The 23,215-nt window shown below is 71.0% G+C and carries 23 protein-coding genes and 1 riboswitch; of the genes, 10 read left to right on the top strand and 13 right to left on the bottom strand.

Going from position 1 to position 23,215, the window contains the following annotated elements; all coding sequences use genetic code 11:
* Nucleotides 1-3: 3 nt before the first annotated feature.
* Nucleotides 4-393, bottom strand: a complete 390-nt coding sequence (locus tag AC068B_RS34135; protein ID WP_478675402.1) for a PRC-barrel domain-containing protein — start codon at nt 391-393, stop codon at nt 4-6.
* A 144-nt stretch (nt 394-537) separates the two neighbouring features.
* A riboswitch (glycine riboswitch) is annotated at nt 538-637 on the top strand.
* Between the two features lie 187 nt (nt 638-824).
* Here AC068B_RS34135 and gcvP point away from each other — a divergent pair.
* Entirely contained in the window at nt 825-3,713 is a 2,889-nt protein-coding gene (gcvP, locus tag AC068B_RS34130) for an aminomethyl-transferring glycine dehydrogenase (RefSeq protein WP_478675401.1), read from the top strand.
* A gap of 133 nt (nt 3,714-3,846) precedes the next feature.
* On the opposite strand, the gene AC068B_RS34125 is transcribed toward gcvP, so the two are convergent.
* Nucleotides 3,847-4,053 carry a DUF5999 family protein gene (locus tag AC068B_RS34125; RefSeq protein WP_356265958.1) on the bottom strand — a complete coding sequence of 69 codons (207 nt, stop codon included), beginning with the start codon at nt 4,051-4,053 and terminating at the stop codon, nt 3,847-3,849.
* Between the two features lie 306 nt (nt 4,054-4,359).
* The gene (locus AC068B_RS34120; protein WP_478675400.1) at nt 4,360-4,944 is read right to left on the bottom strand and encodes a hypothetical protein; all 585 of its coding nucleotides are present in this window, start codon (nt 4,942-4,944) and stop codon (nt 4,360-4,362) included.
* A gap of 482 nt (nt 4,945-5,426) precedes the next feature.
* Between AC068B_RS34120 and AC068B_RS34115 the strand changes: the two genes are divergently transcribed.
* Nucleotides 5,427-6,947, top strand: coding sequence for a glutamate--cysteine ligase (locus AC068B_RS34115; RefSeq protein WP_478675399.1), 1,521 nt, complete (start codon nt 5,427-5,429; stop codon nt 6,945-6,947).
* Between the two features lie 3 nt (nt 6,948-6,950).
* Here AC068B_RS34115 and AC068B_RS34110 read toward each other — a convergent pair whose 3' ends face one another.
* Nucleotides 6,951-8,726, bottom strand: a complete 1,776-nt coding sequence (locus tag AC068B_RS34110; RefSeq protein ID WP_478675398.1) for a substrate-binding and VWA domain-containing protein — start codon at nt 8,724-8,726, stop codon at nt 6,951-6,953.
* A 168-nt stretch (nt 8,727-8,894) separates the two neighbouring features.
* Between AC068B_RS34110 and AC068B_RS34105 the strand changes: the two genes are divergently transcribed.
* A complete protein-coding gene (locus tag AC068B_RS34105; RefSeq protein WP_478675397.1) occupies nt 8,895-9,698 on the top strand; it encodes a CPBP family intramembrane glutamic endopeptidase in 804 nt (267 codons plus the stop codon).
* Between the two features lie 61 nt (nt 9,699-9,759).
* Here AC068B_RS34105 and AC068B_RS34100 read toward each other — a convergent pair whose 3' ends face one another.
* From AC068B_RS34100 to AC068B_RS34085, 4 genes are read right to left on the bottom strand one after another with little or no spacing between them, the layout of a single operon-like run.
* The gene (locus AC068B_RS34100; protein ID WP_478675396.1) at nt 9,760-10,581 is read right to left on the bottom strand and encodes a PhzF family phenazine biosynthesis protein; all 822 of its coding nucleotides are present in this window, start codon (nt 10,579-10,581) and stop codon (nt 9,760-9,762) included.
* Between the two features lie 51 nt (nt 10,582-10,632).
* On the bottom strand, nt 10,633-10,839 hold the full coding sequence (locus AC068B_RS34095; RefSeq protein ID WP_478675415.1) for a nucleotidyltransferase domain-containing protein: 207 nt from the start codon (nt 10,837-10,839) through the stop codon (nt 10,633-10,635).
* A gap of 15 nt (nt 10,840-10,854) precedes the next feature.
* On the bottom strand, nt 10,855-11,220 hold the full coding sequence (locus AC068B_RS34090) for a darcynin family protein (protein WP_478675395.1): 366 nt from the start codon (nt 11,218-11,220) through the stop codon (nt 10,855-10,857).
* 54 nt (nt 11,221-11,274) lie between these two features.
* Complete coding sequence (locus AC068B_RS34085) at nt 11,275-12,165, bottom strand: NAD(P)H-binding protein (RefSeq protein ID WP_478675394.1); 891 nt, start codon at nt 12,163-12,165, stop codon at nt 11,275-11,277.
* 270 nt (nt 12,166-12,435) lie between these two features.
* Here AC068B_RS34085 and AC068B_RS34080 point away from each other — a divergent pair, with 270 nt between their 5' ends.
* Nucleotides 12,436-13,101: a PadR family transcriptional regulator gene (locus tag AC068B_RS34080; protein WP_468561961.1), complete on the top strand. Its 666-nt coding sequence runs from the start codon at nt 12,436-12,438 to the stop codon at nt 13,099-13,101.
* A gap of 111 nt (nt 13,102-13,212) precedes the next feature.
* Here AC068B_RS34080 and AC068B_RS34075 read toward each other — a convergent pair whose 3' ends face one another.
* Nucleotides 13,213-13,641: a type II toxin-antitoxin system Rv0910 family toxin gene (locus tag AC068B_RS34075; RefSeq protein ID WP_468561959.1), complete on the bottom strand. Its 429-nt coding sequence runs from the start codon at nt 13,639-13,641 to the stop codon at nt 13,213-13,215.
* A gap of 296 nt (nt 13,642-13,937) precedes the next feature.
* Here AC068B_RS34075 and AC068B_RS34070 point away from each other — a divergent pair, with 296 nt between their 5' ends.
* The gene (locus tag AC068B_RS34070) at nt 13,938-14,804 is read left to right on the top strand and encodes a putative protein N(5)-glutamine methyltransferase (RefSeq protein ID WP_478675393.1); all 867 of its coding nucleotides are present in this window, start codon (nt 13,938-13,940) and stop codon (nt 14,802-14,804) included.
* Here AC068B_RS34070 and AC068B_RS34065 read toward each other — a convergent pair.
* The gene (locus AC068B_RS34065) at nt 14,785-14,973 is read right to left on the bottom strand and encodes a hypothetical protein (RefSeq protein ID WP_190537747.1); all 189 of its coding nucleotides are present in this window, start codon (nt 14,971-14,973) and stop codon (nt 14,785-14,787) included. The two genes, AC068B_RS34070 and AC068B_RS34065, sit on opposite strands and share 20 nt — an antisense overlap.
* A 196-nt stretch (nt 14,974-15,169) precedes the next feature.
* Here AC068B_RS34065 and AC068B_RS34060 point away from each other — a divergent pair, with 196 nt between their 5' ends.
* From AC068B_RS34060 to AC068B_RS34050, 3 genes are all read left to right on the top strand, one after another.
* The gene (locus AC068B_RS34060) at nt 15,170-15,787 is read left to right on the top strand and encodes a peptidase (protein ID WP_478675392.1); all 618 of its coding nucleotides are present in this window, start codon (nt 15,170-15,172) and stop codon (nt 15,785-15,787) included.
* Nucleotides 15,788-15,928: 141 nt separating this feature from the next.
* The gene (locus AC068B_RS34055) at nt 15,929-16,948 is read left to right on the top strand and encodes an EamA family transporter (RefSeq protein ID WP_478675414.1); all 1,020 of its coding nucleotides are present in this window, start codon (nt 15,929-15,931) and stop codon (nt 16,946-16,948) included.
* A 199-nt stretch (nt 16,949-17,147) separates the two neighbouring features.
* The gene (locus AC068B_RS34050) at nt 17,148-18,173 is read left to right on the top strand and encodes a DMT family transporter (RefSeq protein ID WP_478675391.1); all 1,026 of its coding nucleotides are present in this window, start codon (nt 17,148-17,150) and stop codon (nt 18,171-18,173) included.
* A gap of 127 nt (nt 18,174-18,300) precedes the next feature.
* On the opposite strand, the gene AC068B_RS34045 is transcribed toward AC068B_RS34050, so the two are convergent.
* Together AC068B_RS34045 and AC068B_RS34040 are read right to left on the bottom strand one after the other, a co-directional pair.
* Nucleotides 18,301-18,942 (bottom strand): FMN-binding negative transcriptional regulator, encoded by a 642-nt coding sequence (locus AC068B_RS34045; protein WP_478675390.1) that lies wholly within the window; start codon nt 18,940-18,942, stop codon nt 18,301-18,303.
* Entirely contained in the window at nt 18,942-19,649 is a 708-nt protein-coding gene (locus AC068B_RS34040; protein ID WP_478675389.1) for a pyridoxamine 5'-phosphate oxidase family protein, read from the bottom strand. The genes AC068B_RS34045 and AC068B_RS34040 overlap by 1 nt, the downstream gene beginning before the upstream one ends.
* 99 nt (nt 19,650-19,748) lie before the next feature.
* Between AC068B_RS34040 and AC068B_RS34035 the strand changes: the two genes are divergently transcribed.
* Complete coding sequence (locus AC068B_RS34035) at nt 19,749-21,080, top strand: aminotransferase class I/II-fold pyridoxal phosphate-dependent enzyme (RefSeq protein WP_478675388.1); 1,332 nt, start codon at nt 19,749-19,751, stop codon at nt 21,078-21,080.
* Here the strand turns inward: AC068B_RS34035 and AC068B_RS34030 are convergent.
* Nucleotides 21,071-22,153 carry a DMT family transporter gene (locus AC068B_RS34030; RefSeq protein WP_478675387.1) on the bottom strand — a complete coding sequence of 361 codons (1,083 nt, stop codon included), beginning with the start codon at nt 22,151-22,153 and terminating at the stop codon, nt 21,071-21,073. The two genes, AC068B_RS34035 and AC068B_RS34030, sit on opposite strands and share 10 nt — an antisense overlap.
* A gap of 38 nt (nt 22,154-22,191) precedes the next feature.
* Between AC068B_RS34030 and AC068B_RS34025 the strand changes: the two genes are divergently transcribed.
* Entirely contained in the window at nt 22,192-23,094 is a 903-nt protein-coding gene (locus AC068B_RS34025; protein WP_468561945.1) for a LysR family transcriptional regulator, read from the top strand.
* The last annotated feature ends 121 nt before the right edge of the window (nt 23,095-23,215 follow it).

The raw sequence follows: 23,215 nt of genomic DNA, 5'->3' as shown, positions 1-23,215 counted from the left end.
GCTTCAGGGCGTCTCGGTACCTGCGACCTGGCCGAAGTTCTGGTCCGGGGGCGGTGCGGCGGGCGGGGTGCCCGGGGGTGTCGTGTCCAGGCCGTAGTGGTGGTAGAGCTGGAGCTCCTGCTCGGGAGAGAGGTGGCGGCCCACTCCGAAGTCCGGGGCGTCCCTGATCAGGGCCCGTTCGAAGGGGATGCGCAGGGTGCCGTCCTCGACGAGTTCGCTGGGTTCCAGGGGGACGAAGGCGTCCCGGCTGAAGAGACCGGTGCGTATGGCTGCCCATTCCGGTGCGCCGGTGGCATCGTCGAGGTAGACCTCGTCGATCGTGCCGATCTTCGCCCCGTTCCGGTCGAACGCCTTGCGGCCGATCAGGTTGCGCGGATCGATATCGGTCTGCACGGGCCCTCCAGCTGGTCGCGGCTTGTCGAAATCGGGCGTAACTCATCCTTAATCATTCGTAGTCACTACGAAAGAGCACTTCGGGGCAGGTGGCCACTCGAGGGATCGGTCCTGGTCCTCGCTGGTAGGCTGGCGCCTGGCTGCTGACCCCGTGCGGGAGAGCTCTCCGGAACGTACTTCCCGGAGGCGCCGAAGGAGCAAATCCTCCCCGGAATCTCTCAGGCACCCGTACCGCACGGACGAGGTCACTCTGGAAAGCAGGGCGGGCGTCGGGCGGGCACGTTCGGAACCCTTCCTCACCGACGGTGAAAGCAGATCTGTCGCAAGACGGGCCTGTGAAGCTCTCAGGTTGACATGACAGAGGGGGAGGCCGTCCGGGTACCCGCGCCGTGGTACCCCTCGCAGGTCGTGCAGACCAGGAGGCCTCCGCAATGACTGCCACCAATCGCATCCCGCTCTCCGAGCTCGAAGCGGGCATCCCCTTCGAGCAGCGGCACATCGGGCCCGATGCGGAAGCGCGGGCCAAGATGCTCGCGCAGGTCGGGTACGGCTCGCTCGACGAGCTGACGGCCGCCGCGGTGCCGGATGTGATCAAGAACGCCGAGGCGCTGAACCTGCCCGGCGCGCGTACCGAGGCCGAAGTGCTGGCCGAGCTGCGCTCCCTCGCCGACCGCAACCAGGTCCTCGATTCCATGATCGGACTCGGCTACTACGGCACCTTCACCCCGCCGGTCATCCTGCGGAACGTGATGGAGAACCCGGCCTGGTACACCGCCTACACGCCGTACCAGCCCGAGATCTCGCAGGGCAGGCTCGAGGCGCTCCTCAACTTCCAGACGATGGTCGCCGAGCTGACCGGCCTGCCCACCTCCGGGGCCTCGCTCCTCGACGAGGGCACCGCCGCCGCGGAGGCCATGGCCCTTTCGCGCCGCATGGGCAAGGTCAAGAACGGCGTCTTCGTCGTCGACGCCGACGCCCTGCCGCAGACCATCGCCGTCATCCAGACCCGCGCCGAGCCCACCGGCGTAGAGATCGTCGTCGCCGATCTGAGCGAGGGCATTCCGGCCGAGGTCGCCGAGCGCGGCGTCGTGGGCGTGCTCGTCCAGTACCCGGGCGCCTCCGGTGCCGTACGGGACATAAAGCCGCTCATTGACGAGGCCCACGAGCTCGGCGCAGTCGTCACCGTCGCCGCCGACCTGCTCGCCCTCACCCTGCTCACCTCGCCCGGCGAGCTGGGCGCCGACATCGCCGTCGGCACGACGCAGCGCTTCGGCGTACCGATGGGCTTCGGCGGCCCGCACGCCGGATACATGGCGGTGCGCGAGAAGTTCGCGCGCAGCCTCCCGGGGCGGCTCGTCGGTGTCTCCGTCGACGCCGACGGCAACAAGGCCTACCGGCTCGCCCTGCAGACCCGTGAGCAGCACATCCGCCGCGAGAAGGCCACCAGTAACATCTGTACCGCTCAGGTGCTGCTCGCCGTCATGGCCGGAATGTACGCCGTGTACCACGGGCCCGAGGGCCTCAAGTCCATTGCGCGGCGCACCCACCGGTACGCGACGCTGCTCGCCGCCGGGCTCACCGCCGGTGGCGTCGAGGTCGTCCACGGCGCGTACTTCGACACGCTGACCGTGCGCGTCGAGGGCAGGGCCGAGGAGCTCGTCGCCGCCGCCCGCGAAGGCGGCGTGAACATCCACCAGATCGACGCCGACCACGTCTCCCTCGCCTGCGACGAGACCACGACGCGGGCTCAGCTGGCCGCCGTGTGGGGCGCGTTCGGGGTCGAGGCCGATGTCCAGGAGCTGGACGCCGCCACCGCGGACACGCTGCCCGAGGGCCTGCTGCGCGGCGACGACTACCTGGCGCACCCGGTCTTCCACCAGCACCGCTCCGAGACCGCGATGCTGCGCTACCTGCGCAAGCTCGCCGACCGCGACTACGCGCTGGACCGCGGCATGATCCCGCTGGGCTCCTGCACCATGAAGCTCAACGCGACCACCGAGATGGAGCCGGTCACCTGGCCCGAGTTCGGCCAGCTGCATCCCTTCGCGCCCGCCCAGCAGGCGCAGGGGTACCTCACGCTCATCCGCGAGCTGGAGGAACGTCTCGCCGAGGTCACCGGGTACGACAAGGTCTCCCTGCAGCCGAACGCCGGTTCGCAGGGTGAGCTCGCGGGGCTGCTCGCGGTGCGTGGGTACCACCGCGCCAACGGCGACGAGCAGCGCACCGTCTGCCTCATCCCGTCCTCCGCGCACGGCACCAACGCCGCGAGCGCCGTCATGGCGGGCATGAAGGTCGTCGTCGTGAAGACCGCCGACGACGGCGAGATCGACGTCGAGGACCTGCGCGCCAAGATCGAGAAGCACCGCGACGAGCTGTCCGTGCTGATGATCACCTACCCCTCGACGCACGGCGTCTTCGAGGAGCACGTCGCCGACATCTGCGCGTCGGTGCACGAGGCCGGCGGCCAGGTGTACGTCGACGGGGCCAACCTCAACGCGCTGGTGGGCCTCGCCAAGCCGGGCCACTTCGGCGGCGACGTCTCGCACCTCAACCTGCACAAGACGTTCTGCATCCCGCACGGCGGCGGCGGCCCCGGCGTCGGCCCCGTCGGTGTGCGCGAGCACCTCGCGCCGTACCTGCCCAACCACCCGCTGCAGCCCGCGGCAGGACCCGAGACTGGCGTCGGTCCGATCTCCGCGGCGCCGTGGGGCTCCGCCGGGATCCTGCCGATCTCCTGGTCGTACGTACGCCTCATGGGCGGCGAGGGCCTCAAGCGCGCCACCCAGGTCGCGGTGCTCTCGGCCAACTACATCGCCAAGCGCCTCGAGCCGCACTACCCGGTGCTCTACACCGGCCCCGCCGGTCTCGTCGCGCACGAGTGCATCGTCGACCTGCGGCCGCTCAGCAAGGCGACCGGTGTCAGTGTCGACGACATCGCCAAGCGGCTCATCGACTACGGCTTCCACGCGCCGACCATGTCGTTCCCGGTGGCCGGCACCCTGATGATCGAGCCGACGGAGAGCGAGGACCTCAACGAGATCGACCGGTTCTGCGAGGCGATGATCGCCATCCGCCGGGAGATCGAGAAGGTCGGTTCCGGCGAGTGGACCGCCGAGGACAACCCGCTGCGGAACGCCCCGCACACCGCCGCCGCGCTGAGCGGTGAGTGGGAGCACGGCTACAGCCGCGAGGAGGCAGTCTTCCCGGCCGGTGTCGTCGTCGCGGACAAGTACTGGCCGCCGGTGCGCCGCATCGACCAGGCGTACGGCGACCGGAACCTGGTCTGCTCCTGCCCGCCGCTGGATGCGTACGAGGACTGATGCAGGCGCCCGTGTGGAGCGGGCATGCGTCGGGGCCGGTTCGGAGACTTCTCTCCGGGCCGGCCCCTCGTCTTTCCTGTGCTGCTGTGGTGCCGTGCGGCGATGCTGTGCGCTCGTGCGGATGTGCCAGTGCTCAGGCCGCCGTCATGATCTGGTCGGTGCCCAGCGGTCGGTGCGGGGCGATGATCTGGCCGTCCGGCAGCAGCTCACCGGTGTCCTCGAAGAGCAGGACGCCGTTGCACAGCAGGCTCCAGCCCTGCTCCGGGTGGCTGGCCGCGAGCAGCGCGGCCTCCCGGTCGGCGGAGTCGGCTGTCGGGCACGGTGGTTGGTGCTGGCACATGGAAGGGTTCTTTCGCTGCGATGAGATGGCTGTGACGTCGGTCCTGTGGCTCGATGCGGTATTCATAACCGCCCCCCGTTGTAGTTGGTCCTATCCCAGTGTTGCCCTCCGGGCGTCAATCCGCAGGGATTTTGCCGCAGCGGCTCCTACTGCTTAAGGACGTATCACCCGCCCGGACGGTTCAGCCCAACTTCCCTGTCTCTTCGGGTGGTTCGGGGTGGCCTGACCGGGCTAGTCCACCTGGGTGGGCAGCGCTGTGCCCCGCGGCCCGGGGGCTGCGGGGCACAGGAAGCGTGCGGGGCGCTGTCAGGCGGGTGAGCTCAGCAGCGGTGCCGGTGTCAGACGGTGGTTGAGCATCGGCAGGAGTTCGGCGACGCGGTGCGGGCGGTGGGCCGCGATGCCGGGCGGGGCGGGCGCCAGGGGCACGAGCAGATCGGTGGCGGCCAGCGAGCCCTCGGCGCCGTCGTCCGTGCAGTCGCGGTGCAGCCAGAGCGTGAGCATATACAGCTCGGGCACGGAGAGCAGCCGCGGCTGGCACGGCATGGGCATGGCCTCCGCGTGGCGCAGGGCGCGTTCGGTCGAGGTGATGTAGGGCCCTTCGAAGAAATGGGAGAACGCCCAGCCGTCCGGGGTGAGGATCGCGTCGGCCGCGGCGACGGAACGCTCGGCGCAGCGGATCAGGAAGCGCCAGCCGGCCAGTCGGGTGGGCGAAGTGGCCTGTGGGGTGATGTGGTCCAACACGTGCACGGGCAGGGGGAGTTCGGGGATTGCGGGTCCCTGGGCGGTACGCAGGGACGGTGTGCGGGCCTCGCGTACGGCAGTGGGGGAACCGAGTGCCGCGAGAACGCTGCGCAGGGCGGGCGCGGGAGCCGGGGGGACATGCAGCGGCATGGTGGGTCGCCTCTCTCATTCGACAGGCACAGTGGAGCGGGGGCAGGTGCGTGACGGCGCTGTCAGCTCTGGGTCAGAGGGGCGGGGGCTGGGGCCGCGAGCGCCAACTCTCTGCCTAGATTGCGGAGTTTATACGAGCCGTGTTCGAAGGGTGTTTCACCTAGACGCAGTGGATATTACGAGCAAGGACTTATTGAGACGTCCTTGTGCGGGCCTTTACACCGATTTAGTGCGGGTCTCGGGGTCATGACCTCGTATTCCCCGATGCGCGCGGTCGGCCGATTTCTGCCGGTGCTTTTGACCAGGCGCTTCGGTACGGAATCTTCACCGTGCCGCATGCCTGGTGAATGTGCCGGACAGCCGCCGCGTCGAGCGTACTGGCCGGGGGTCCCGCGCGGGGCGTTATCGATCACATTGCCTGGGCATCATCCCCCGTACACAGCGGCCGGACCCTGGGCCGCCGTTCGAGGAGGGACGCTTCGATGGGGGAGAAGGTCGCGGCGGGCACGTTCGACCTGGCCGACAGGCACCACTACCGAGGCAAGCTCCGAGCGTGTCTTACGGGGCTGGAGCGGATGTTGAAGGAGGAGCGATTCGACCGGCCCAAGAATCTCATGGGCATGGAGATCGAGCTGAATCTCGCCGGGCCCGACGGGCTGCCGAGGATGTTGAATGCGCAGGTACTTGAGCGCATCGCGAGCCGGGATTTCCAGACGGAACTCGGAATGTTCAATCTCGAAGTCAACATCGCCCCGCACCGGCTCGGCGGACGCGTTCTCGACCGGCTCGCCGAGGAACTGCGCACGGGCCTCAACTATGCCCACAGGAAAGCGAACGAGCTCGCCGCCGGGATTGTCATGATCGGTATTCTGCCGACCCTGAACGACGCCGACCTCGTCTCCGCGAACCTCTCCGACGTCGATCGCTACGCCCTCCTGAACGACCAGATCGTGGCGGCACGCGGCGAACACTTCGCGCTGGACATCCAGGGTGTGGAGCGGCTGACCTGCACCTCGGCGTCGATCGCGCCCGAAGCGGCGTGCACCTCCGTGCAGCTGCACCTGCAGGTCACGCCCGCCCGGTTCGCCGACGTGTGGAACGCGGCGCAGGCGATCGCGGCCGCGCAGATCGTCGTGGGCGCCAACGCGCCCTTCCTGTTCGGCCGTGAGCTGTGGCGCGAGTCGCGGCCGCCGCTGTTCCTGCAGTCCACCGACACCCGGCCGCCCGAGCTGCAGGTCCAGGGCGTGCGGCCGCGCACCTGGTTCGGGGAGCGCTGGATCACCAAGCCGCTGGAGCTCTTCGAGGAGAACCTGCGGTACTTCCCGGCGCTGCTGCCCCTCATGGAGGAGGAGGACCCGCTCGGCGTCCTCGACGCCGGTGGCGTGCCGCGGCTCGGTGAACTCGTCCTGCACAACGGCACCGTGTACCGCTGGAACCGCCCGGTGTACGGCATCGCCGACGGCGTCCCGCACCTGCGGGTGGAGAACCGCGTACTGCCCGCGGGCCCCACCGTCACCGACGTCATCGCCAACGCCGCCTTCTACTACGGGCTCGTGCGGGCGCTCGCTGAGGAGGCGCGGCCCGTGTGGACCCGGCTGCCCTTCGAGGCCGCCGCCCGCAACTTCGACGTCGCGTGCCGCCACGGCATCGACGCCAGGCTGCAGTGGCCCCGGCGCGGCAGGCTGGGCGGCACCACCGAGGTGGCGGCCGTCCACCTCGTACGCGACGAGCTGCTGCCGCTCGCGGCGGCGGGGCTGGACGCGTGGGGCGTGGAGGCCGCCGACCGCGACCTGTACCTCGGGGTGATCGAGGAGCGGTGCAGGCGTCGGGTCAACGGCGCGTCCTGGCAGGCCACGACGTACCACCGGGCCCTGGACGGCGGGATGTCCAGGGAGCAGGCGCTGGCCGCGACCACCAAGCGGTACAGCGAGCTGATGCACAGGGGAGAGCCGGTGCACACGTGGCCGGTGGGGCTGCGCGAACCGGCGGTCCGGCTGGGCTGAGCCTCAGCCCTGGTTGCTGCCCGCTTCCATGATGGCCTTGAGGATGACCGCGTGGATCTGCGCCGGGTCGTCGACCTGGTGGCCGGAGCCGCCGGTCGCCTCGGCGATCTGCTGGACCTCGTCCTTGTCCGCCTCCGGACCGACCGCGATGGCGATGATCGGCACCGGGTGCTCGCGGTCCGACATCTCCTCCAGCTGGGATATCAGGGAGCTGCGCGAGATGCTGCCCGGGTCCTGGTTGACGCCGTCGGTCAGGATCACCAGGGCGTTGAACTTGCCGCGCGCGTACGTCGACCGGGCCTCCTTGTAGGCGGCGAGCGTGGTGTCGTAAAGGCCGGTGGCGCCGCCCGGCACGGGCTGCAGGCTGCTGAAGGCGTCCGACAGTTCGTCGCGGTGGGTGGCGCCGCCCTTGCGGTCGCCCAGTCGCCGGGTCGGCTCCAGCTTGCGGTAGTCGCGGGTGCCGTCAAGCCGGGTGGCGAACTCCCACAGGCCGATCTCGTCCTCGTCGGTGAAGCCCGCGAGGGCCCGCAGCAGGGAGGCCTTGGTGATCTCCATGCGGGACTGGTTGCGGCCGGGCACGAACTGCGCCATGGACTCCGAGGCGTCGACGACGGTGTTGAGCCGGGCGCTCTGCACCGTGATCGTCCACATGCCCAGGGTCTCCTGGAGCTGCTTGTCCGACGGCGGGTCCGTGGCCTCGTCCGCGTAGGGCTGCGGGGTGCGGCCGCCCGCGGCGGTGACCAGCTTGTCGGAGGGCTGGTCGGGGTCGGTCCTGAAGCCGTGCTCCGTCAGGATCCGGCGGCCTTCGTCATCGCTGAACATCGTCATGAAGCGCAGGGCGGCCCGGCTCGTGTCGGTGGACATCCGGTCGTCCTCGACCAGCGTGTACGGGTAGTCGAGGCGGGGCGAGCCGTCCTTGGGGTAGAAGAGGTCGAGGCTGTTCTCCTCGCCCGCCGACGCGTTGTGCGCGTACGCGGCCTGTTCGGAGAGGATCAGGGCCTGGTTGCGGCGGGGGTTGCCCTGCTCGGTGCCGGAGTCGTCGCGGGCCAGGGTGTCGAGAAGTCGGCCGTCGCTGTCGGTGGTGCGGGCCGCAAGCGCCTTCGCCAGGGCGGCGGCCCGGGTGTCGCCCTCCTTGCCGCCCTGCTTCTTCGCGGACGCACCCATCTTGGCGAGGGCGAGCAGGCCGGTCGCGCTGCGCGCGGGGTCGGCCGCGCCCAGGCGCAGCTTGTCGCCCTTGGTCGCGGCGGTGGTCAACTCCGGCCAGTCGTACGTCTTCTTGGGCCAGCCCAGCGACTCGGCGGCGGACGGCACCATGCCGATGCCGACGGGAGAGGAGGCGATGTTGCCCGCGGGGGAGACCTTGCTCTGCTTGCCGCCGATGCCGACGCGCTGCACCCAGACGTCGGAGTCCGGCACCCACACGTCGTACTCCGGATCGCCCTTGCCGGAGCGGAGTTCGGCGGCGACCTTGTACGAGTCGCGCGCGGTCACCCGCACGTCGATGCAGTGCCCGTCCGAGGTGATCTCCTGCTCGCGGGCCTCGTCGGCCGCCTCGCGCAGGGCGGGGGCCACGGCAGGAGCGGCGACGACGTCGAGGCTGACCGCGTCGTCGCCGCAGGAGCCGCCGAAGGAGAGCAGACCGGCGCTGACGGCGGCCGCCGTGCCTCCCGCCACCACGAGGACGAGCGCCGTGGCGATGGCGACCGTGCGTCCGCGTGCCTGCGGTCGGGGGCCGGGCGCTGCCGTCCCGTGCTCATCGGGCAAGCTGTGACGTCCCATGGCGGTGGTGCCCCTCCTTGGAAGATGAAGCAAGGAAAGAGGGGGCCTGTGCGCCTGGAATCGGCGTCCGTCCCCCTCGGCCTGTCGCGCACGATCTTCGTAACTTCTTTCGAGACCCTAGCGGGGCGAGGATGGGGATGAGGCGGGATTACTCAACTGGAGGCGTAAGTGCAAGCGGAGCCGGGGCCGATGGCCGGTTCTTTTCCAGCGGACGGGTCGTCACGGCGGATCCTGAGGGATGAGACGCTGCTCGTCCTGGCTCTCTCGCTCGGGGCGAGCGGTGTGTCCGCGCTGATCAGCTTTGTCGGGTCGGTCACCAAACCGGGTGGCCTGAAGGACCAGGCGGCGACGATGAACGCGTCGGCCGCGCCGGGGCGGCCATGGCTGGATCTCGCATGGCAATTGTTCGGAATTGCGACCGCGTTGGTGCCGGTCGCGCTGGTCGCGCACTTCCTGCTGCGTGAGCGGGAGGGGCTGCGGACGATCGGTTTCGACCGGACCCGGCCATGGCCGGATCTGGGGCGCGGCACCGCGATCGCCGCGGTGATCGGCAGCACCGGGATCGCCTTCTATCTGGCGGCCCGCGGGCTCGGCTTCAACCTCACGGTGGTGCCGGAGGCGTTGCCCGAGGTGTGGTGGAAGTACCCCGTCCTCGTGCTGTCCGCGGTGCAGAACGCGGTCCTTGAGGAAGTGATCGTCGTCGGGTATCTGCTGCGCAGGCTCGGCCAGTTGGGGTGGACGCCCATGGCGGCACTGGTGGGCAGTTCGGTGTTGCGCGGCTCGTACCACCTCTACCAGGGCATCGGCGGGTTCGTCGGGAACCTCGCGATGGGTGTGGTCTTCGCGCTGCTCTACCGCAGGTGGGGGCGGGTCGGCCCGCTGGTCGTGGCCCACTCCCTGCTCGACATCGGCGCGTTCGTCGGATATGGGCTGCTCGCGGGGAAGGTGGGGTGGCTGCCTACGCCTTCGTGAGGCGGAGGGGACGTACGTGATTTTCGTACGTCCCCTGTGTGCCTCCGGTGCTCTGGTGCCGTCAGGCGAAGAGGTCGCCCTCGATGACCGTGACCGCGCGGCCGGTCAGGAGGGTGCGGTCGCCCGTGAGCTCCGTGCGGACCAAGCCGGTGCGGGCCGAGGCCTGCAGGCCGGTCAGTTCGGTGCGGCCGAGGCGCTCGGACCAGAAGGGGGCGAGGGCGGTGTGCGCGCTGCCCGTCACCGGGTCCTCGTCGATGCCGACGCGCGGGAAGAAGCAGCGCGAGACGAAGTCGTAGCCGAGGGAAGGATCCGCGGCCGCGGCCGTGGCGATGATGCCGCGCTCGGAGTACCGGACGAGGGCCCTGTGGTCCGGGGCGAGCGACCTGACCGTCTTCTCGTCGGCGAGCTCGACCAGCAGGTCGCCTACGTTCCGGCCCGTGTCGTACGCGCGGAGCGGCTCGGCGCCGAGGGCCTCGGCGATCCCGTCGGGGAGTTCGGCCGCGGTGAGCGGGGCGGTCGGGAAGTCGAGCGTGAGGGTGCCGTCCTCGTGCGCGGTCGAGGTGAGGACGCCGCTGCGGGTGGTGAAGCGGACGGTGCCCGAGGCGGCGCCCGTGGTGTGCAGGACGTGTGCCGTGGCCAAAGTGGCATGGCCGCACAGGTCGACCTCGGTGGTGGGCGTGAACCAGCGCAGCGCCCAGTCGGCGTCCCCGCCCGCGGGCAGCGGGTGGGCGAAGGCGGTCTCCGCGTGGTTGACCTCCCTGGCCACGTGCTGCAGCCAGGTGTCGTCGGGAAAGGCGTCGAGGAGCAGGACCCCGGCCGGATTCCCCGCGAAGGGGCGGTCGGTGAAGGCGTCGACGATGCGGATGCGGTGGGAAGTCGGCATGGGGATCACGGTAGAGGGCTGTGGAGTGCGCGAGGTAAGTCCAATGCGGATTCACTGGACTGATTGAGGGGGGTGATTGGCCTGCCAGGGGTTCGTTTCGCTGGTTCGCTCTACGTGCCGTGTCTGATAGGCGAAAGGGCGCTCCGGTTCGGGTGAGGCCGGAACCGCCGAGCCGTCGTCGGCGAAGACGAGCGGATGAAGGTCGCTCTCCCGGCGGTCCCCAGCCGTCACCACGAATCGGATGGGCCGCTGGTTCAGGGGCTGGTCAGATCGTCAGGTGCTGAGGGTGGTGACGGCGTCGACTCCGTAGGTACGTGCGTAGCCGTTCTCGGTGCCGACGAGGAGGTCGACCACCTCGAAGTAGCGGTCCCAGAACGGGGTTTCGCGCAGCGCGTCGATCAGGAGCTGGTAGGCGTTGTGGTCGTCCGCCTCCCAGACCCAGACGTCGGTGACGCGCGCGGAGTAGAACTCCGTGTCGTAGAAGCGGGACCTGACGCCCGTCGTCCTGGCCTTGATGGTGGGGACGACCTGGGTGGTGAAGGCCTCCACTCGTTCCTGGACGGTCAGGGCCAGCCATTCGGGTGTGGTCTTGACGAGCATGAATGCCGTCACCGGTGCCTTGGGTGCCTCGACGGGCATGGGGTGCCTCTTTCTTGAAGAAGGTGTGGGGCCGGACGTCGGCCCGGAGCGGTGTCAGGCGAGTACGGCGGGCTTCAGTACCTGCGCGCACCACTGCTCGAAGGTGGTGGGGGAGGAGGACGCGTCGGTGCGGGGCACTCCGGCATCCAGTCCGTCGTCCTTGGCGCGCTTCATGTCCACGATTCCCTGGACGAACGTCTCGTCGAGGCCGTAGCCGACGAGGGTCGTGCGCAGATCGTCGTAGGACTGGCGTTCGTAACGGACCGGCCGTCCGAGCTGCTCGGTCATGATGCGGGCCAGGTCGGCGGGGGACAGGTCCTGCGGCCCGAGGACGGGCACGCTGCCGACGCCGGTCCAGGTGCGGTCCAGGAGCAGGGTCGCGGCCGCGGCGGCGATGTCGGCGACGGCCACCAGCGGCGCCTTGCGGTCCGCGTCGACGGAGTCGGTGAAGACGCCCTTCTCCCGGATCGAGTCGGCCTCTTCCAGGAGGTTCTCGAAGAACGACGGGTTGGCCAGGGCGCGGTAGGCGACGCCGGAGGAGGCGATGACGTCGTCCATGGCGAGGGAAGCGGTCACGAGTCCTGCGCGGTCGGCGACCGGGGTGCCGCGGCCGAGCGCGGAGACGCCGACGACGTGGCCGACTCCGTGGGAGGCCGAGGCTTGCGCGGCGGGACGGGCGAAGCCGCTGAAGCCCGCCTCCGGGGTCAGGGTGGAGTCCGGGGGGACGACCCAGAAGACGGCGTCGGCGCCCTCGAAGGCACGGTCGACGACCTTGGGGTCGCCGTGCGAGCCGGTGATCACCTCGACGCGTTCGAGCACGTCGGCGGGGAGCCGCGCCGGGTCGCGCACGACGACGCGCAGGTTTTCCTCCGCCGGGGCGGACTCGAGGAGCCGGGGGAGCAGGTGACTGCCGATGTTCCCGGTGGGGGCGGTGATGACGATCATGAAATTTCCTCAATGGGGCCGGTTCGGACCGGACGGGGCCGGGTCGGAATGCCTCCATCCTGCGAAGGCGTCAGGCATTACCACAATGGAAACTTCGGCACGCAATCATTGCCTGAAGTGGAATTTCCCTGGTGGGGAGTGGTTCTGGGCCGGTTCGAGGCCCGCTCGCGACGTCGATTACCGGCGGGGGGTTGTCGGTCGAACTATTCCGATATATCGTTGAGGCATCGCGACAGATTCGCGACTGATCAAAGAAGAGGAGTGATCACCATGCGTACCCATGGTTTTGAACACGAGCACGGACGCGGACATGGACACGGCCGTCGCGGCGGCCCCGAGGGTCGAGAGGGCTCCGGCCGTGAAGGCTTCGGCGGATTCGGTGGCTTCGAGGGGCGGCGCGGCGCGTTCGGCCCGTTCGGCCCCGGCTTCGGTGGACCCGGCGGGCCCGGTGGCCCCTGGGGCGGCCGGGGCGGGCGTGGTGGCGGGCCGCGCGGCAGGGCGAGGCGCGGCGACGTACGCGCATCGATCCTGGCGCTCCTGAAGGACCGGTCCATGCACGGCTACGAAATGATCCAGGAGATCGCCGAGCGCAGTGGCGGGGCGTGGAAGCCCAGCCCCGGTTCGGTCTACCCCACCCTCCAACTGCTGGAGGACGAGGGCCTGATCGTCAGCGCGAGCGAGGGCGGCAAGAAGCTCTTCTCGCTCACCGACGCCGGGCGCGAGGCGGCCGACGAGGGTCCCGAAGCGCCGTGGGAAGAGGCTGGACGCGGGGTCGACTGGGAGACGCTGAACGAGATCCGGCAGGCCGGTTTCGGTCTGATGGAGGCGTTCGGCCAGGTCTGGAAGACCGGCAGCAAGGAACAGCGCGAGAAGGCGGTCACGGTCATCAATGACGCCCGCAAGAAGATGTACCTGATCCTCGCCGATGAGGACTGAGGTGGTCGGGGCCGACGGCCTCACCGCAGACGAGGCGCCCCGCACGCATGGTGCGGGGCGCCTCGCCGTCGTTGTGCGTGGGCGTGTGAGTGTGCGTCAGGTTCGTGGGCGTCAGGTCACCAGGCCGTCCAGCTTGCGCAGCGACTCGTGGAGGGCGGCGGTCGCCGAGTCCTTCAGCTTGCCCGCCATCAGGGACACCGCGGCTCCGGTGAACTCGCCCTCGATGCGGACCACCGTCGCCGACCCCTCGGGGGAGAGGGAGTAGCGAGTGCCGACGTTGACACCCATCGGGCCCTTGCCCGCGATGGCCAGGGTGCGGGCGGTCTCCAGTTCGCCGATGGTCCAGTTGACCTCGGCGGGGAAGCCCATCAGCTTCATGTTCTCCACGAAGGTGCCGCCCACTTCCAGCGTCGTGGGGCCGCCCTGGGGGAAGCTCGTGTGCGTGGCGTTCCACTCGCCGTAGGAGGAGAAGTCGGTGAGCTGGGCCCAGACCTTCTCGGCGGGCGCCTCGATCCGTGCTTCCGCGCTGACTTCGGCCATGCGGCCACCTCTTCGCGTCGGGCGCTGCGACGACCGCAGCTACGGTGTCGCGGAACGTAGCCGCAGGCCCCGGAACATTCAATACTGATGAACTGTCAGTTCTGGGCGCGGGCGTGGCTTCGCGCGCGGCTTGAGGTACTGTTCCCGTGCCCTGTGACGGACGCAGGCGGCGCGCTTTGGAGGTGAGACCCATTACCGCAGTAGCAGGTCGGGTGCTCCCCTCTCGCGACCGCGCGGTTCACTCGGCGTAGGTGAACCGAGGGAGCCCCATCGGGTTCCCGGAAGGTTTTCGTCATATGTCGGTTTCGGCTTTCTCCACGTCACACCACTCTTCGTCGCACCACTCCTCGGCGTACCACTCCTCCGTCGTCGGCACCCTGCGTGCCGCGGGCTGCGTCTTCGCCGAGGACGAGGCGGAGTTGATCCTCTCCACCGCGCGGACCCCCACCGAAGCGGCCGCCATGGTCGAGCGCCGCGCGGCCGGTCTGCCGCTCGAACACGTCCTGGGGTGGGCGGAATTCCGCGGTCTGCGGATAGCCGTGGACCCGGGGGTGTTCGTCCCGCGCCGCCGCACCGAGTTCCTCGTCGCCCAGGCGGCCGGGCTCGCCGGACGCCCGGCCGTCGTCGTCGACCTGTGCTGCGGCTCCGGGGCCCTCGGGGTCGCGCTCGCCGCGAGCCTCGGCCGGGTCGAGCTGTACGCGGCCGACATCGACCCCGCAGCGGTCCGCTGCGCCCGCCGCAACGTCATCGATGCCGGAGGCCAGGTCTACGAGGGCGACCTTTACGACCCGCTGCCCGACGCGCTCCGAGGGCGTGTCGGCATCCTCCTTGCGAACGTTCCGTACGTCCCCACTGAAGAGGTGGGCCTGTTGCCCGCAGAGGCCCGCGTCCACGAGGCGCGGGTGGCGCTCGACGGCGGCGCGGACGGGCTCGACGTGCTGCGCCGGGTGACCGAGGAGGCGCCCGCGTGGCTGGCGCCCGGCGGTCACCTCCTCTTCGAGACGAGCGAGGGGCAGGTGTCCGCGGCCGTCGACGCCGTCGAGCGGGCCGGTCTGCTGGCGCGAGTGGTGAGTGACGAGGAGACGTACGCGACGGTGGTCATCGGGACGTGGCAGGGTCAGGGCCAGGGCCATCAGGAGGGTTCTAGCCGACCCGTCGTATGACGGCCGCGTCGAAAAGGTCCGAGGCCCGGGGGAACGGACTCTCGTCGTGGCAGTGCCAGGCATCCCAGAACAGGTCGGCGGGCAGCGCGTCGTCGGGTGCGTACACCCGGTAGACGTACTGCCTGCCGTCGACCGCAGGCAGGGCGACCATCCAGCACCTGCTCTCCATGCTTGTGGGACGTGCGAGGTGGCGCGATGGTTGCGCGCCCGGCGCGGGGCAAGGCGGCGCGCGTGACTCCGCGCGGATCCCCCGGATCTCATCCGTAAGGAGGACAACCAACGCAGGAGTGCCCAACCTGTGTCGGACGCGAAGATGCTTCCCGCCGCCGATGCATATGCCCCTGGGGGTTGATGTGGTGGGAGATGTGCAAAGCCGTACCCCGTCGGGCGCCGAGCCCGGCCCGACCCGAGCAGAATCCGACTCCCGTCTCACCGCAGAGCTGGCGTCGGTGGTTTCCGGCGCGCGCCGTCGCGCCGTCCGTGACGGGGACCGGCAGATGGACACCGCGCACCTGCTGCACTCCCTCCTGGAGACCGACGCCGAGGTGCGCGCCGTCTTCGAGAGCGGCGCGCAGGCCGTCCGGGTCCTCGGCTATCTCGTGCAGCGCAGCATCGGCTACGGCCTGCAGTGGCAGGGCACCGTCGAGGACTCCGGCGCCGTCCCGGTGGTGACGCCCGCGAGGGAGACCGGTTGGTCGCCCGCCGCGGGCACGGCGATGGAAGTGGCCCTGGAACGTGCCGAACTGCGCGGCGAACCGCGGGCCCTCGGCATGGACCTGCTCGCGGGGCTCGTCGCCGATCCGGAATGCCGGGCCGTCGAGGTCCTCGCGCGAGCCCGCGTCGACGTTCCGGCGCTGTTGGGGCGCATAGAGGCGGGATGCAGGCAGTACGCCGCCGATGGCGGGCACGGTCATGGGTACGTCGGAGGCCACGGATACACCGAAAGCAGCGAATACACCGAAAGCAACGGCTCCGGCGTCTGAGCGTGGCCCTGAGAGGCGGCAGCGGCGCTCCGGGGTGCGGTGCGGTGTCCGCTGATTGAGACAGGGGTCAAAGGGCGTGACGCTCATGACGGATCCTGCCATGATGTGCCGGTGCAAGCGTCTGAGGGGATTCAGGAGAGCCTGGCGGGCCGAACCGATCCGGGAAACCGGGGGAGTGGTCCGAGCCGGGGAAAGCCCGGCAGGGGCATCGGTCTCGGGCTCGCCCTGCTGTCGGCGGTCGCCTTCGGAGGCTCCGGTGTCGCGGCGAAACCGCTGATCGAAGCGGGTCTTGACCCCCTGCACGTGGTGTGGCTGCGGGTGGCGGGAGCCGCCCTGGTGATGCTGCCCGTCGCCTGGCGCCACCGCGGACTGCTGCGGAGCAGGCCCGCGCTGCTCGCCGGTTTCGGCCTCCTCGCCGTCGCGGGCGTCCAGGCCTGCTACTTCGCCGCGCTCTCCCGCATCCCCGTCGGCGTCGCCCTGCTGATCGAATACCTCGCGCCCGCGCTCGTCCTCGGCTGGGTGCGCTTCGTGCAACGGCGCCCCGTGACGCGGGCCGCCGCGCTCGGCGTGGTCCTCGCCGTCGGCGGTCTCGCCTGTGTCGTGGAAGTGTGGGCGGGGCTGAGCTTCGACGCCGTCGGGCTCCTGCTCGCGCTCGGCGCCGCCTGCTGTCAGGTGGGCTACTTCGTCCTGTCCGACCAGGGCAGCGACGCGGGCGCCGACGCCCCGGACCCGCTCGGCGTCATCGCGTACGGGCTGCTCGTCGGCACGGCCGTGCTGACCGTCGTCGCGCGGCCGTGGGGCATGGACTGGTCGGTGCTCGCGGGCGACGCGGACCTGGACGGCTCCGCGGTCCCGGCCTGGGCCCTGCTCGCCTGGATCGTGCTCGTCGCGACGGTCGTCGCCTACGTCACCGGCGTGCTGTCCGTGCGCAGGCTCTCGCCCCAGGTGGCGGGTGTCGTGGCCTGCCTCGAAGCCGTCATCGCGACCGCCCTGGCCTGGGTCGTCCTGGGCGAACACCTTTCGGCGCCGCAGGTGGTGGGCGGCGCGATCGTGCTGGTCGGCGCGTTCATCGCCCAGTCGTCGGCGCCGTCCGAGCCCGTCGTGCCGGGGGCTGTCCCAGCCCCCGAAACGGAGTTGTCGCACAGCGGAAGCCCGTCCTAGGGTGCCGGTCATGCATGCACGCGCACTCGTTCTTCCGCCTCCCGCCGCCTAGGCGCGGGACGCTCACGGATCATGCCCGAGCCGGTGGCCGGGCGGAACGGTGCTGCCCGCAGACGGAGTCAGACATCCCTCTCTGCTGCGGAGAAAACACGTGTCGAACTTGTTGCGCACGTCTGACGTGCCCACGGCCGCGAATGCTGTGGGCACGAATGCCGTTGGGCCTGATGCCGTTGGGCCTGATGCCGTTGGGCCGGAGGCCGGTGGTCTTGCGGTCGGGCGCGGCCTCTTCTATCTGATCTTCGCCGGGATCGCGTGGGGAACCGCGGGTGCCGCCGCCGCGCTGGTCTTCCGGGCCAGCGACATGGGGCCGGTCAGCCTCTCCTTCTGGCGGTGCGCGGGCGGCTTCGTGCTGCTGCTCGCCGCACGCCTGAGCAGGCGCCTGTCGTGGCCGCGCCGGTCGGCCACGCGCGTGGCGGTCGCCGAACCGCTCGGGCGCAGGGTGCGCCGCATCGTCGCGACCGGCGTGGCCCTCGCGGTGTTCCAGACCGCCTACTTCGCCTCCGTCGAGGCGACCGGCCTCGCGGTCGGCACCGTCGTCACCATGGGGTCGGGCCCCGTCCTCATCGCACTCGGCGCACGGCTGGCCCTGGGCGAGCGGCTCGGGCGCGGCGGCGTGATCGCCGTCCTGGGGGCCCTCACAGGCCTCGTCGTTCTCGTCCTCGGGGGCGACGGCGGCGGAGGTGCGACCGTGCGACCGGCCGGTGTGGTCTGGGGACTCGTCTCCGCGGCCGCGTACGCCGTCATGACGCTGCTCACGCGCTGGTGGGGGAGGGGCGGCACGGCCGACTCGGCCGACACCACCGTCTGGGCGTTCGCCGTCGTCTCGCTCTGCCTGCTGCCGCTGGCCGCGGCCGAGGGCCTGGTGCCGCACACCGCCGAACCCGCGCGCGTGGGTGCGTATTTGCTGTACATCGCGGCCGTGCCGACGGCGGTCGCGTACGCCCTGTACTTCGCCGGGGCTGCCGTCGTGCGGTCCGCCACCGTCTCCGTGATCATGCTCCTGGAGCCGGTGGGTGCCGCGGTCATCGCGGTCGCGCTGCTCGGTGAGGACCTGACGGCGGCGACGGTGGCGGGCACGGCCTTGATGCTGGCCGCGGTGACGGGCCTCGCGGTCGCGGAGACGCGGGGCGCGGTGGCGGAGCGGCGGGCGGTGGCGCCGGTCTAGGCGCTGCCGACGGCGCAGATGTTGAGGTAGCGGGTGGCGGCGGGCTTCGCCGTGGCTTTCGCGAGGCCCGCCGCTCGCCCCGCCGCTCGCCCTGCTGCTGGCCGTGCGCCGTCCCGGGCCGGGTGGGTCACGCTTCGCGGCGGCGCACCTGGTGCGTGCGGGCGGCCGCGTCCCTTGGGCCCTGCCGTTCTGTGAGGCCCGCGGCGATGCGGTCCTGCACCTCGTCCGGCTTGTGGCTCGCGTACTTGAACTTCGCCTGTACGTCGCTCACGTCGAGGCACAGCGCCCGGATGCCGGAGAGCATGCGGCCGTACGGAGCCTCGCCCACCGCCGCCCGCGCGGAGCCGCCCTCGGGCTGGAAGTGGCCGACCTGGCGGTTCAGGATGTCGGCCTTCTCCTCCGGGTCGTCGACGACCCGGGCGGTGCAGCGCAGCTGGACGGCGGCGTAGAAGCTGGTCGGCACGCCGTGCTCGGCCGGGACGTCAGGTGGGGCCTGCCAAGGGCCCGGCACGTACACGTAGTCGTCGACCACGCTCAGGAGCACCTCGGAGTCGGCCTCCAGGGCGGGCCACAGGGGGTTCGGGCGTGCGAGGTGCGTGAGGACCCGGCCGTGCGGGCCGTGCTCCGCCTCGTACACGAAATGGAGGGGCTGGACGTGGGGCGGCTCGCCCGGGAGGCCGTTCACGGCGAGCTGCCCGAAGTCGTGGGCGGCGAGCCACTGCTGCCACTCGGAGTCGGAGCGGGCGGCATCCCAGGGGTGGATCAGCATCACAGCTCGACCAGGTAGTCGGGCACCTTGATGTCGGGTGCCAGGTCCTCCGAGGGGATGAGGGCGTCGTGCCCCTTGCGGAGCGGGACGATGCCCGCCCAGTGGGGGAGGTCCATGTCCTCCGGGTCGTCGTTCGGCCCGCCGGTGCGCGCCTTCGCCGACACCTCGTTGAGGTCGAGGCTGATCACGGCGGTCGCCGCGAGCTCCTTGGTGTTGGCGGGGCGGGAGTCGGCGGACCGGCCGGGCACCACGTGGTCGACCAGCGCGTCCAGCGCCATCCGCTTCTCTTCGGGGTCCGTGACCTGGTGGGCGGTGCCGTGGATCACCACGGAGCGGTAGTTGATGGAGTGGTGGAAGGCGGACCGGGCCAGGACCAGGCCGTCGACGTGGGTGACGGTCAGGCACACCTGCAGCCCCGGGTCCTGCTCCGCGGAACCGGCGCGCACCATGCGCAGCGGCCGGGAACCGGTCGAGCCGTGCACGTACAGGCGGTCGCCGACCCGTCCGTAGAGCGTCGGGAGCACGACGGGGGCGCCGTCGTGCACGAACCCGAGATGGCACACGTAGGCCTCGTCGAGTATCGCGTGCACCGTCTCCCGGTCGTACGCGGCGCGATCCGCGGAGCGGGTGGGGATCGTGCGGTCGGTCGGTGCGTAGGCGGCGCTGTCCGGCGAAGTGGTGTCGGTGGTGCCCGGCGTCGTCTGCATGGCTCTCCCTGAACTGATCTGCCCCCAGGTGATGCTCCGGGCGGCGTTGCCCGGATCATCGACTTGCGAGCGTTATTGCACTAGTGCATACTCTGGTTTGTGCTAGGAGAGTATCCGATCAGTGGGCGGCGCGCAGCCGAGATTGCGGCCAGCGTGGAGCGGGCCGTGGGTGACGGCGGCCTCGAACCGGGGCAACTGCTGCCCCCCATGCGGGAGTTGGCTACGCGCCTCGGCGTGAATCCCAATACGGTGGCGGCCGCCTACCGCACGCTGCGCGAACGCGGTGTCATCGAGACGGCGGGGCGGCGCGGGAGCCGTGTGCGCTCCAAGCCCGCGACCACGACGCGCGAACTCATCAGGGTGGACGCCCCGCCCGGCGTACGCGACGTCTCCATGGGCAATCCGGATCCGAAGCTGTTGCCCGCCCTCTCCGGAGCCTTGGGCTCGGCCGCGGCGCAGGGCGACGCGGAACCCGTCCTCTACGGAGAGGGTGCGGTGGACCCGGAGCTTGAGCGGTACGCACGCGCGGCCTTCGAGGCCGACGGCGTCCCCCACGGCCCGCTCGCCGTCACCTCCGGATCGCTCGACGCCATCGAGCGGGTGCTCTCCGTCCACCTCAAGCCCGGCGACGGGGTGGCTCTGGAGGACCCGGGCTGGGGGAGTCTGCTCGACCTCGTCTCCGCCCTCGGGCTGCGCGCGGTTCCGGTGGGCATGGACGACGAGGGCCCGCTGCCCGCCGACGTGGAACGGGCGTTGGCGTCCGGGGCGCGGGCGGCCGTCGTGACGGACCGGGCGCAGAACCCCACGGGTGCCGCTGTCACCGCTCCACGCGCGCGTGCCTTGCGAAAGGTGTTCGCCGCGCACGAGGACGTGCTGCTCATCGAGGACGACCACGGCCACGGCATCGTCGACCTGCCGCTGCATCCGCTGGCGGGGTCGACCAGGAACTGGGCCCTCACCCGCTCGACCGCCAAGGCGTACGGCCCCGACCTGCGGCTCGCCGTGGTCACCGGTGACGCCGTCACCATCGACCGGCTGCGCGGGCGCCAGCGGCTCGGGCCGGGCTGGGTGAGCCGCCTGCTGCAGCGCGCCGTCGCGCGGCTCTGGGCCGAGGGCGCGGTCGACGCGCGCGTGGTGGCGGCGTCCTACGGGCGGCGGCGCGAGGCGCTGATCGCGGCGCTCGCCGAGCGGGGCGTTGCCGCGTACGGGCGCAGCGGCATGAACGCGTGGGTGCCGGTCCCGGACGAGACGGGGGCGGTCGCGCGGCTGCTGCACGCGGGATGGGCCGTGGCTCCGGGGGCGAGGTTCCGGCTGAACGCGCCGCCCGCGGTGCGGATCACCGTGGCGGCGCTGGAGGACGAGGACATCGTGGCGGTGGCGGACGCCGTCGCCTCCGCCACGGGGCCCGCTCCCGCGCGGCGTTACGACTGACGGGGTGGGCGCGCGGTCGCGCTCGTGGTCGCCGTAGTCGTCGTCCTCGCCGCGCGGGGGCGGGACTGCGTGAGCGCCGCGCCCGCCAGGACGATCACCGCGCCGACCGGTGTCGACCAGCTCAGGGACTCGCCGAGCACCGCGACGCCCGCGGCGGTCGCGATGACCGGGATGAAGTACGTGACCATCTGGGCGGTGGTCGGGCCCACCTCGGCGACCAGCGCGTACTGCAACAGGAAGGCGACTCCGGTGCCGAGGGCGCCCAGTGCCACGATCGCCAGCAGCGGTACGACGGGGAAGTGCGTCGGGAACGAGGTGAACAGCGGTGTCACCAGCGCCAGTTCGGCGGTCGCGACCAGCAACTGGGCTCCTGAGAGGGAGAGGTTGGAGTTCCCGGACCCTGCCAGCGTGCGGCGCACGTAGATCCAGCCGATCGGGTAGCTGAGCGAGGCGAGGAGGGCCATCGCCGTGCCGCCGAGGTCGAGGCCGCTGAACCCCTGCCAGGCGCCGAGCACGGTGAGCACGCCGAAGAACCCGATGCCGAGGCCCGCGACGCGGCGCCGCGTCGGACGGTCCTCGGAGAGCGCGACGAGGGAGAGGGCCATGCCCCACAGGGGCGACGTCGCGTTGCAGATTCCGGCGAGTGTCGACGGGATCGACAGTTCCGCGTACGCGAAGAGCGAGAACGGCAGGGCGTTGAGGAGGAAGGCCGCCACCGTCAGGTGCAGCCAGGTCCGGGTGCCGCGCGGCAGCCGCTCCCGCTTCACCGCGAGCACGGCGGCGACCACGGCCGTGCCGAACACCAGCCTGCCCAGGGTGACCTGGAACGGCGCGTACCCCTCGGTGCCCACCTTGATCAGCAGGAAGCTGAAGCCCCAGATCAGCGAGAGGACGCCGAAGCGGATGCGCCAGTCGAGGGCGGGGCGGCCGGGGCGGAGGGGTGTCGTGGCCGGAGGGGCGAGGGCGGTCGGTGTGGTCGAAATGGCTGGCGTGGGCGGTGCGGTGGCTGAACGCGACGGCGGGGGCGCGGTGGTCATGCGTCTCACGATGGACCCGGCCATCTCGTAGCACAAGTGAGATTTTGTTCTGCGTATCGCGTAGCATCGCTTACATGTTGAACTTGGAGCGCCTGCGTACGCTCGACGCCCTCGCCCGGCACGGATCGGTCAGCGGCGCGGCCGCGGGGCTGCACGTGACGACGTCGGCGGTCTCGCAGCAGATGACGAAGCTGGAGCGCGAGGTCGGCCAGCAGCTGCTCGCCAAGAACGGCAGGGGCGTGCGTCTGACCGACGCGGGGCGGCTGCTCGCCCAGCATGCGGCGCGGATCCTCTCGCAGGTGGAGCTCGCCCAGGCGGACCTGGAGGAACAACGCGGCAAGGCGGTGGGGGAGCTGCGGATCTCCGCGTTCCCCACGGCCATGCGCGGCCTGATGCCCGCCACGCTGTCCGCGCTCCGTGCCGACCACCCAGGACTGCGGGTGGGCTGCCAGGAGATGGAGCCGACGCCGGCCGTCGCGGCGGTGGTGCGCGGCGACATCGACATGGCGGTCGTCCTCGACTGGTACAACAAGCCCCTGCCGATCCCGGAAGGCCTGGTCAAGGCTCCCCTCCTCGACGATCCCGCCGACGTGGCGATGCCCGCCGCGCATCCCCTCGCCGACCGGACGGAGGTGGACCTGGAGGAGTTCGCGGACGACGAGTGGATCACCTGGGCGGAGGGCGAGTTCTGCCACGAGTGGCTGATGTTCACCCTGCGCGGCAAGGGCATCGAGCCGCGCATCTCGCACCGCGCGGAGGAGCACCACACCCAGCTCGCCTTGGTCGCCGCAGGACTCGGCGTGTGCGTGGCCCCGCAACTGGGCCGCGACCCGATGCCGACGGGCGTGCGCACGGTCCCGGTGCGGCACCGGGTGCGGCGGCACGTGTACGTGGTCTGGCGGGCGGACGCGGACCGCCGCCCGTCGATCAGGGCGGCGGCGGAGGCGTTGAGGGGGGCGGGGGCGGGCCTGCGGTAGCGGGCCGGGGGAGGCTGGTGCTGCGTGCGGGGATCCTTGAGCCGCGCCCCGTGCTCCGTGAGCCGCGATCGGGGATCCGCGTGCCCGTGATCCGTGATTCGTGAGCTGCGACCTGTGAGCC

The sequence above is a fragment of the Streptomyces sp. NPDC042371 genome (assembly GCF_056437465.1).
The sequence above is the reverse complement of the archived record's forward strand: the minus strand, read 5'-3'. Positions and strand labels throughout refer to the sequence as shown.

Coding starts and splice junctions, on each gene's coding strand:
- gcvP (WP_478675401.1), top strand. CDS start 825: ATGACTGCCACCAATCGCATCCCGCTCTCCGAGCTCGAAGCGGGCATC.
- AC068B_RS34125 (WP_356265958.1), bottom strand. CDS start 4,053: ATGTGCCAGCACCAACCACCGTGCCCGACAGCCGACTCCGCCGACCGG.
- AC068B_RS34120 (WP_478675400.1), bottom strand. CDS start 4,944: ATGCCGCTGCATGTCCCCCCGGCTCCCGCGCCCGCCCTGCGCAGCGTT.
- AC068B_RS34115 (WP_478675399.1), top strand. CDS start 5,427: ATGGGGGAGAAGGTCGCGGCGGGCACGTTCGACCTGGCCGACAGGCAC.
- AC068B_RS34110 (WP_478675398.1), bottom strand. CDS start 8,726: ATGGGACGTCACAGCTTGCCCGATGAGCACGGGACGGCAGCGCCCGGC.
- AC068B_RS34100 (WP_478675396.1), bottom strand. CDS start 10,581: ATGCCGACTTCCCACCGCATCCGCATCGTCGACGCCTTCACCGACCGC.
- AC068B_RS34090 (WP_478675395.1), bottom strand. CDS start 11,220: ATGCCCGTCGAGGCACCCAAGGCACCGGTGACGGCATTCATGCTCGTC.
- AC068B_RS34085 (WP_478675394.1), bottom strand. CDS start 12,165: ATGATCGTCATCACCGCCCCCACCGGGAACATCGGCAGTCACCTGCTC.
- AC068B_RS34080 (WP_468561961.1), top strand. CDS start 12,436: ATGCGTACCCATGGTTTTGAACACGAGCACGGACGCGGACATGGACAC.
- AC068B_RS34075 (WP_468561959.1), bottom strand. CDS start 13,641: ATGGCCGAAGTCAGCGCGGAAGCACGGATCGAGGCGCCCGCCGAGAAG.
- AC068B_RS34070 (WP_478675393.1), top strand. CDS start 13,938: ATGTCGGTTTCGGCTTTCTCCACGTCACACCACTCTTCGTCGCACCAC.
- AC068B_RS34065 (WP_190537747.1), bottom strand. CDS start 14,973: ATGGAGAGCAGGTGCTGGATGGTCGCCCTGCCTGCGGTCGACGGCAGG.
- AC068B_RS34045 (WP_478675390.1), bottom strand. CDS start 18,942: ATGCTGATCCACCCCTGGGATGCCGCCCGCTCCGACTCCGAGTGGCAG.
- AC068B_RS34040 (WP_478675389.1), bottom strand. CDS start 19,649: ATGCAGACGACGCCGGGCACCACCGACACCACTTCGCCGGACAGCGCC.
- AC068B_RS34025 (WP_468561945.1), top strand. CDS start 22,192: ATGTTGAACTTGGAGCGCCTGCGTACGCTCGACGCCCTCGCCCGGCAC.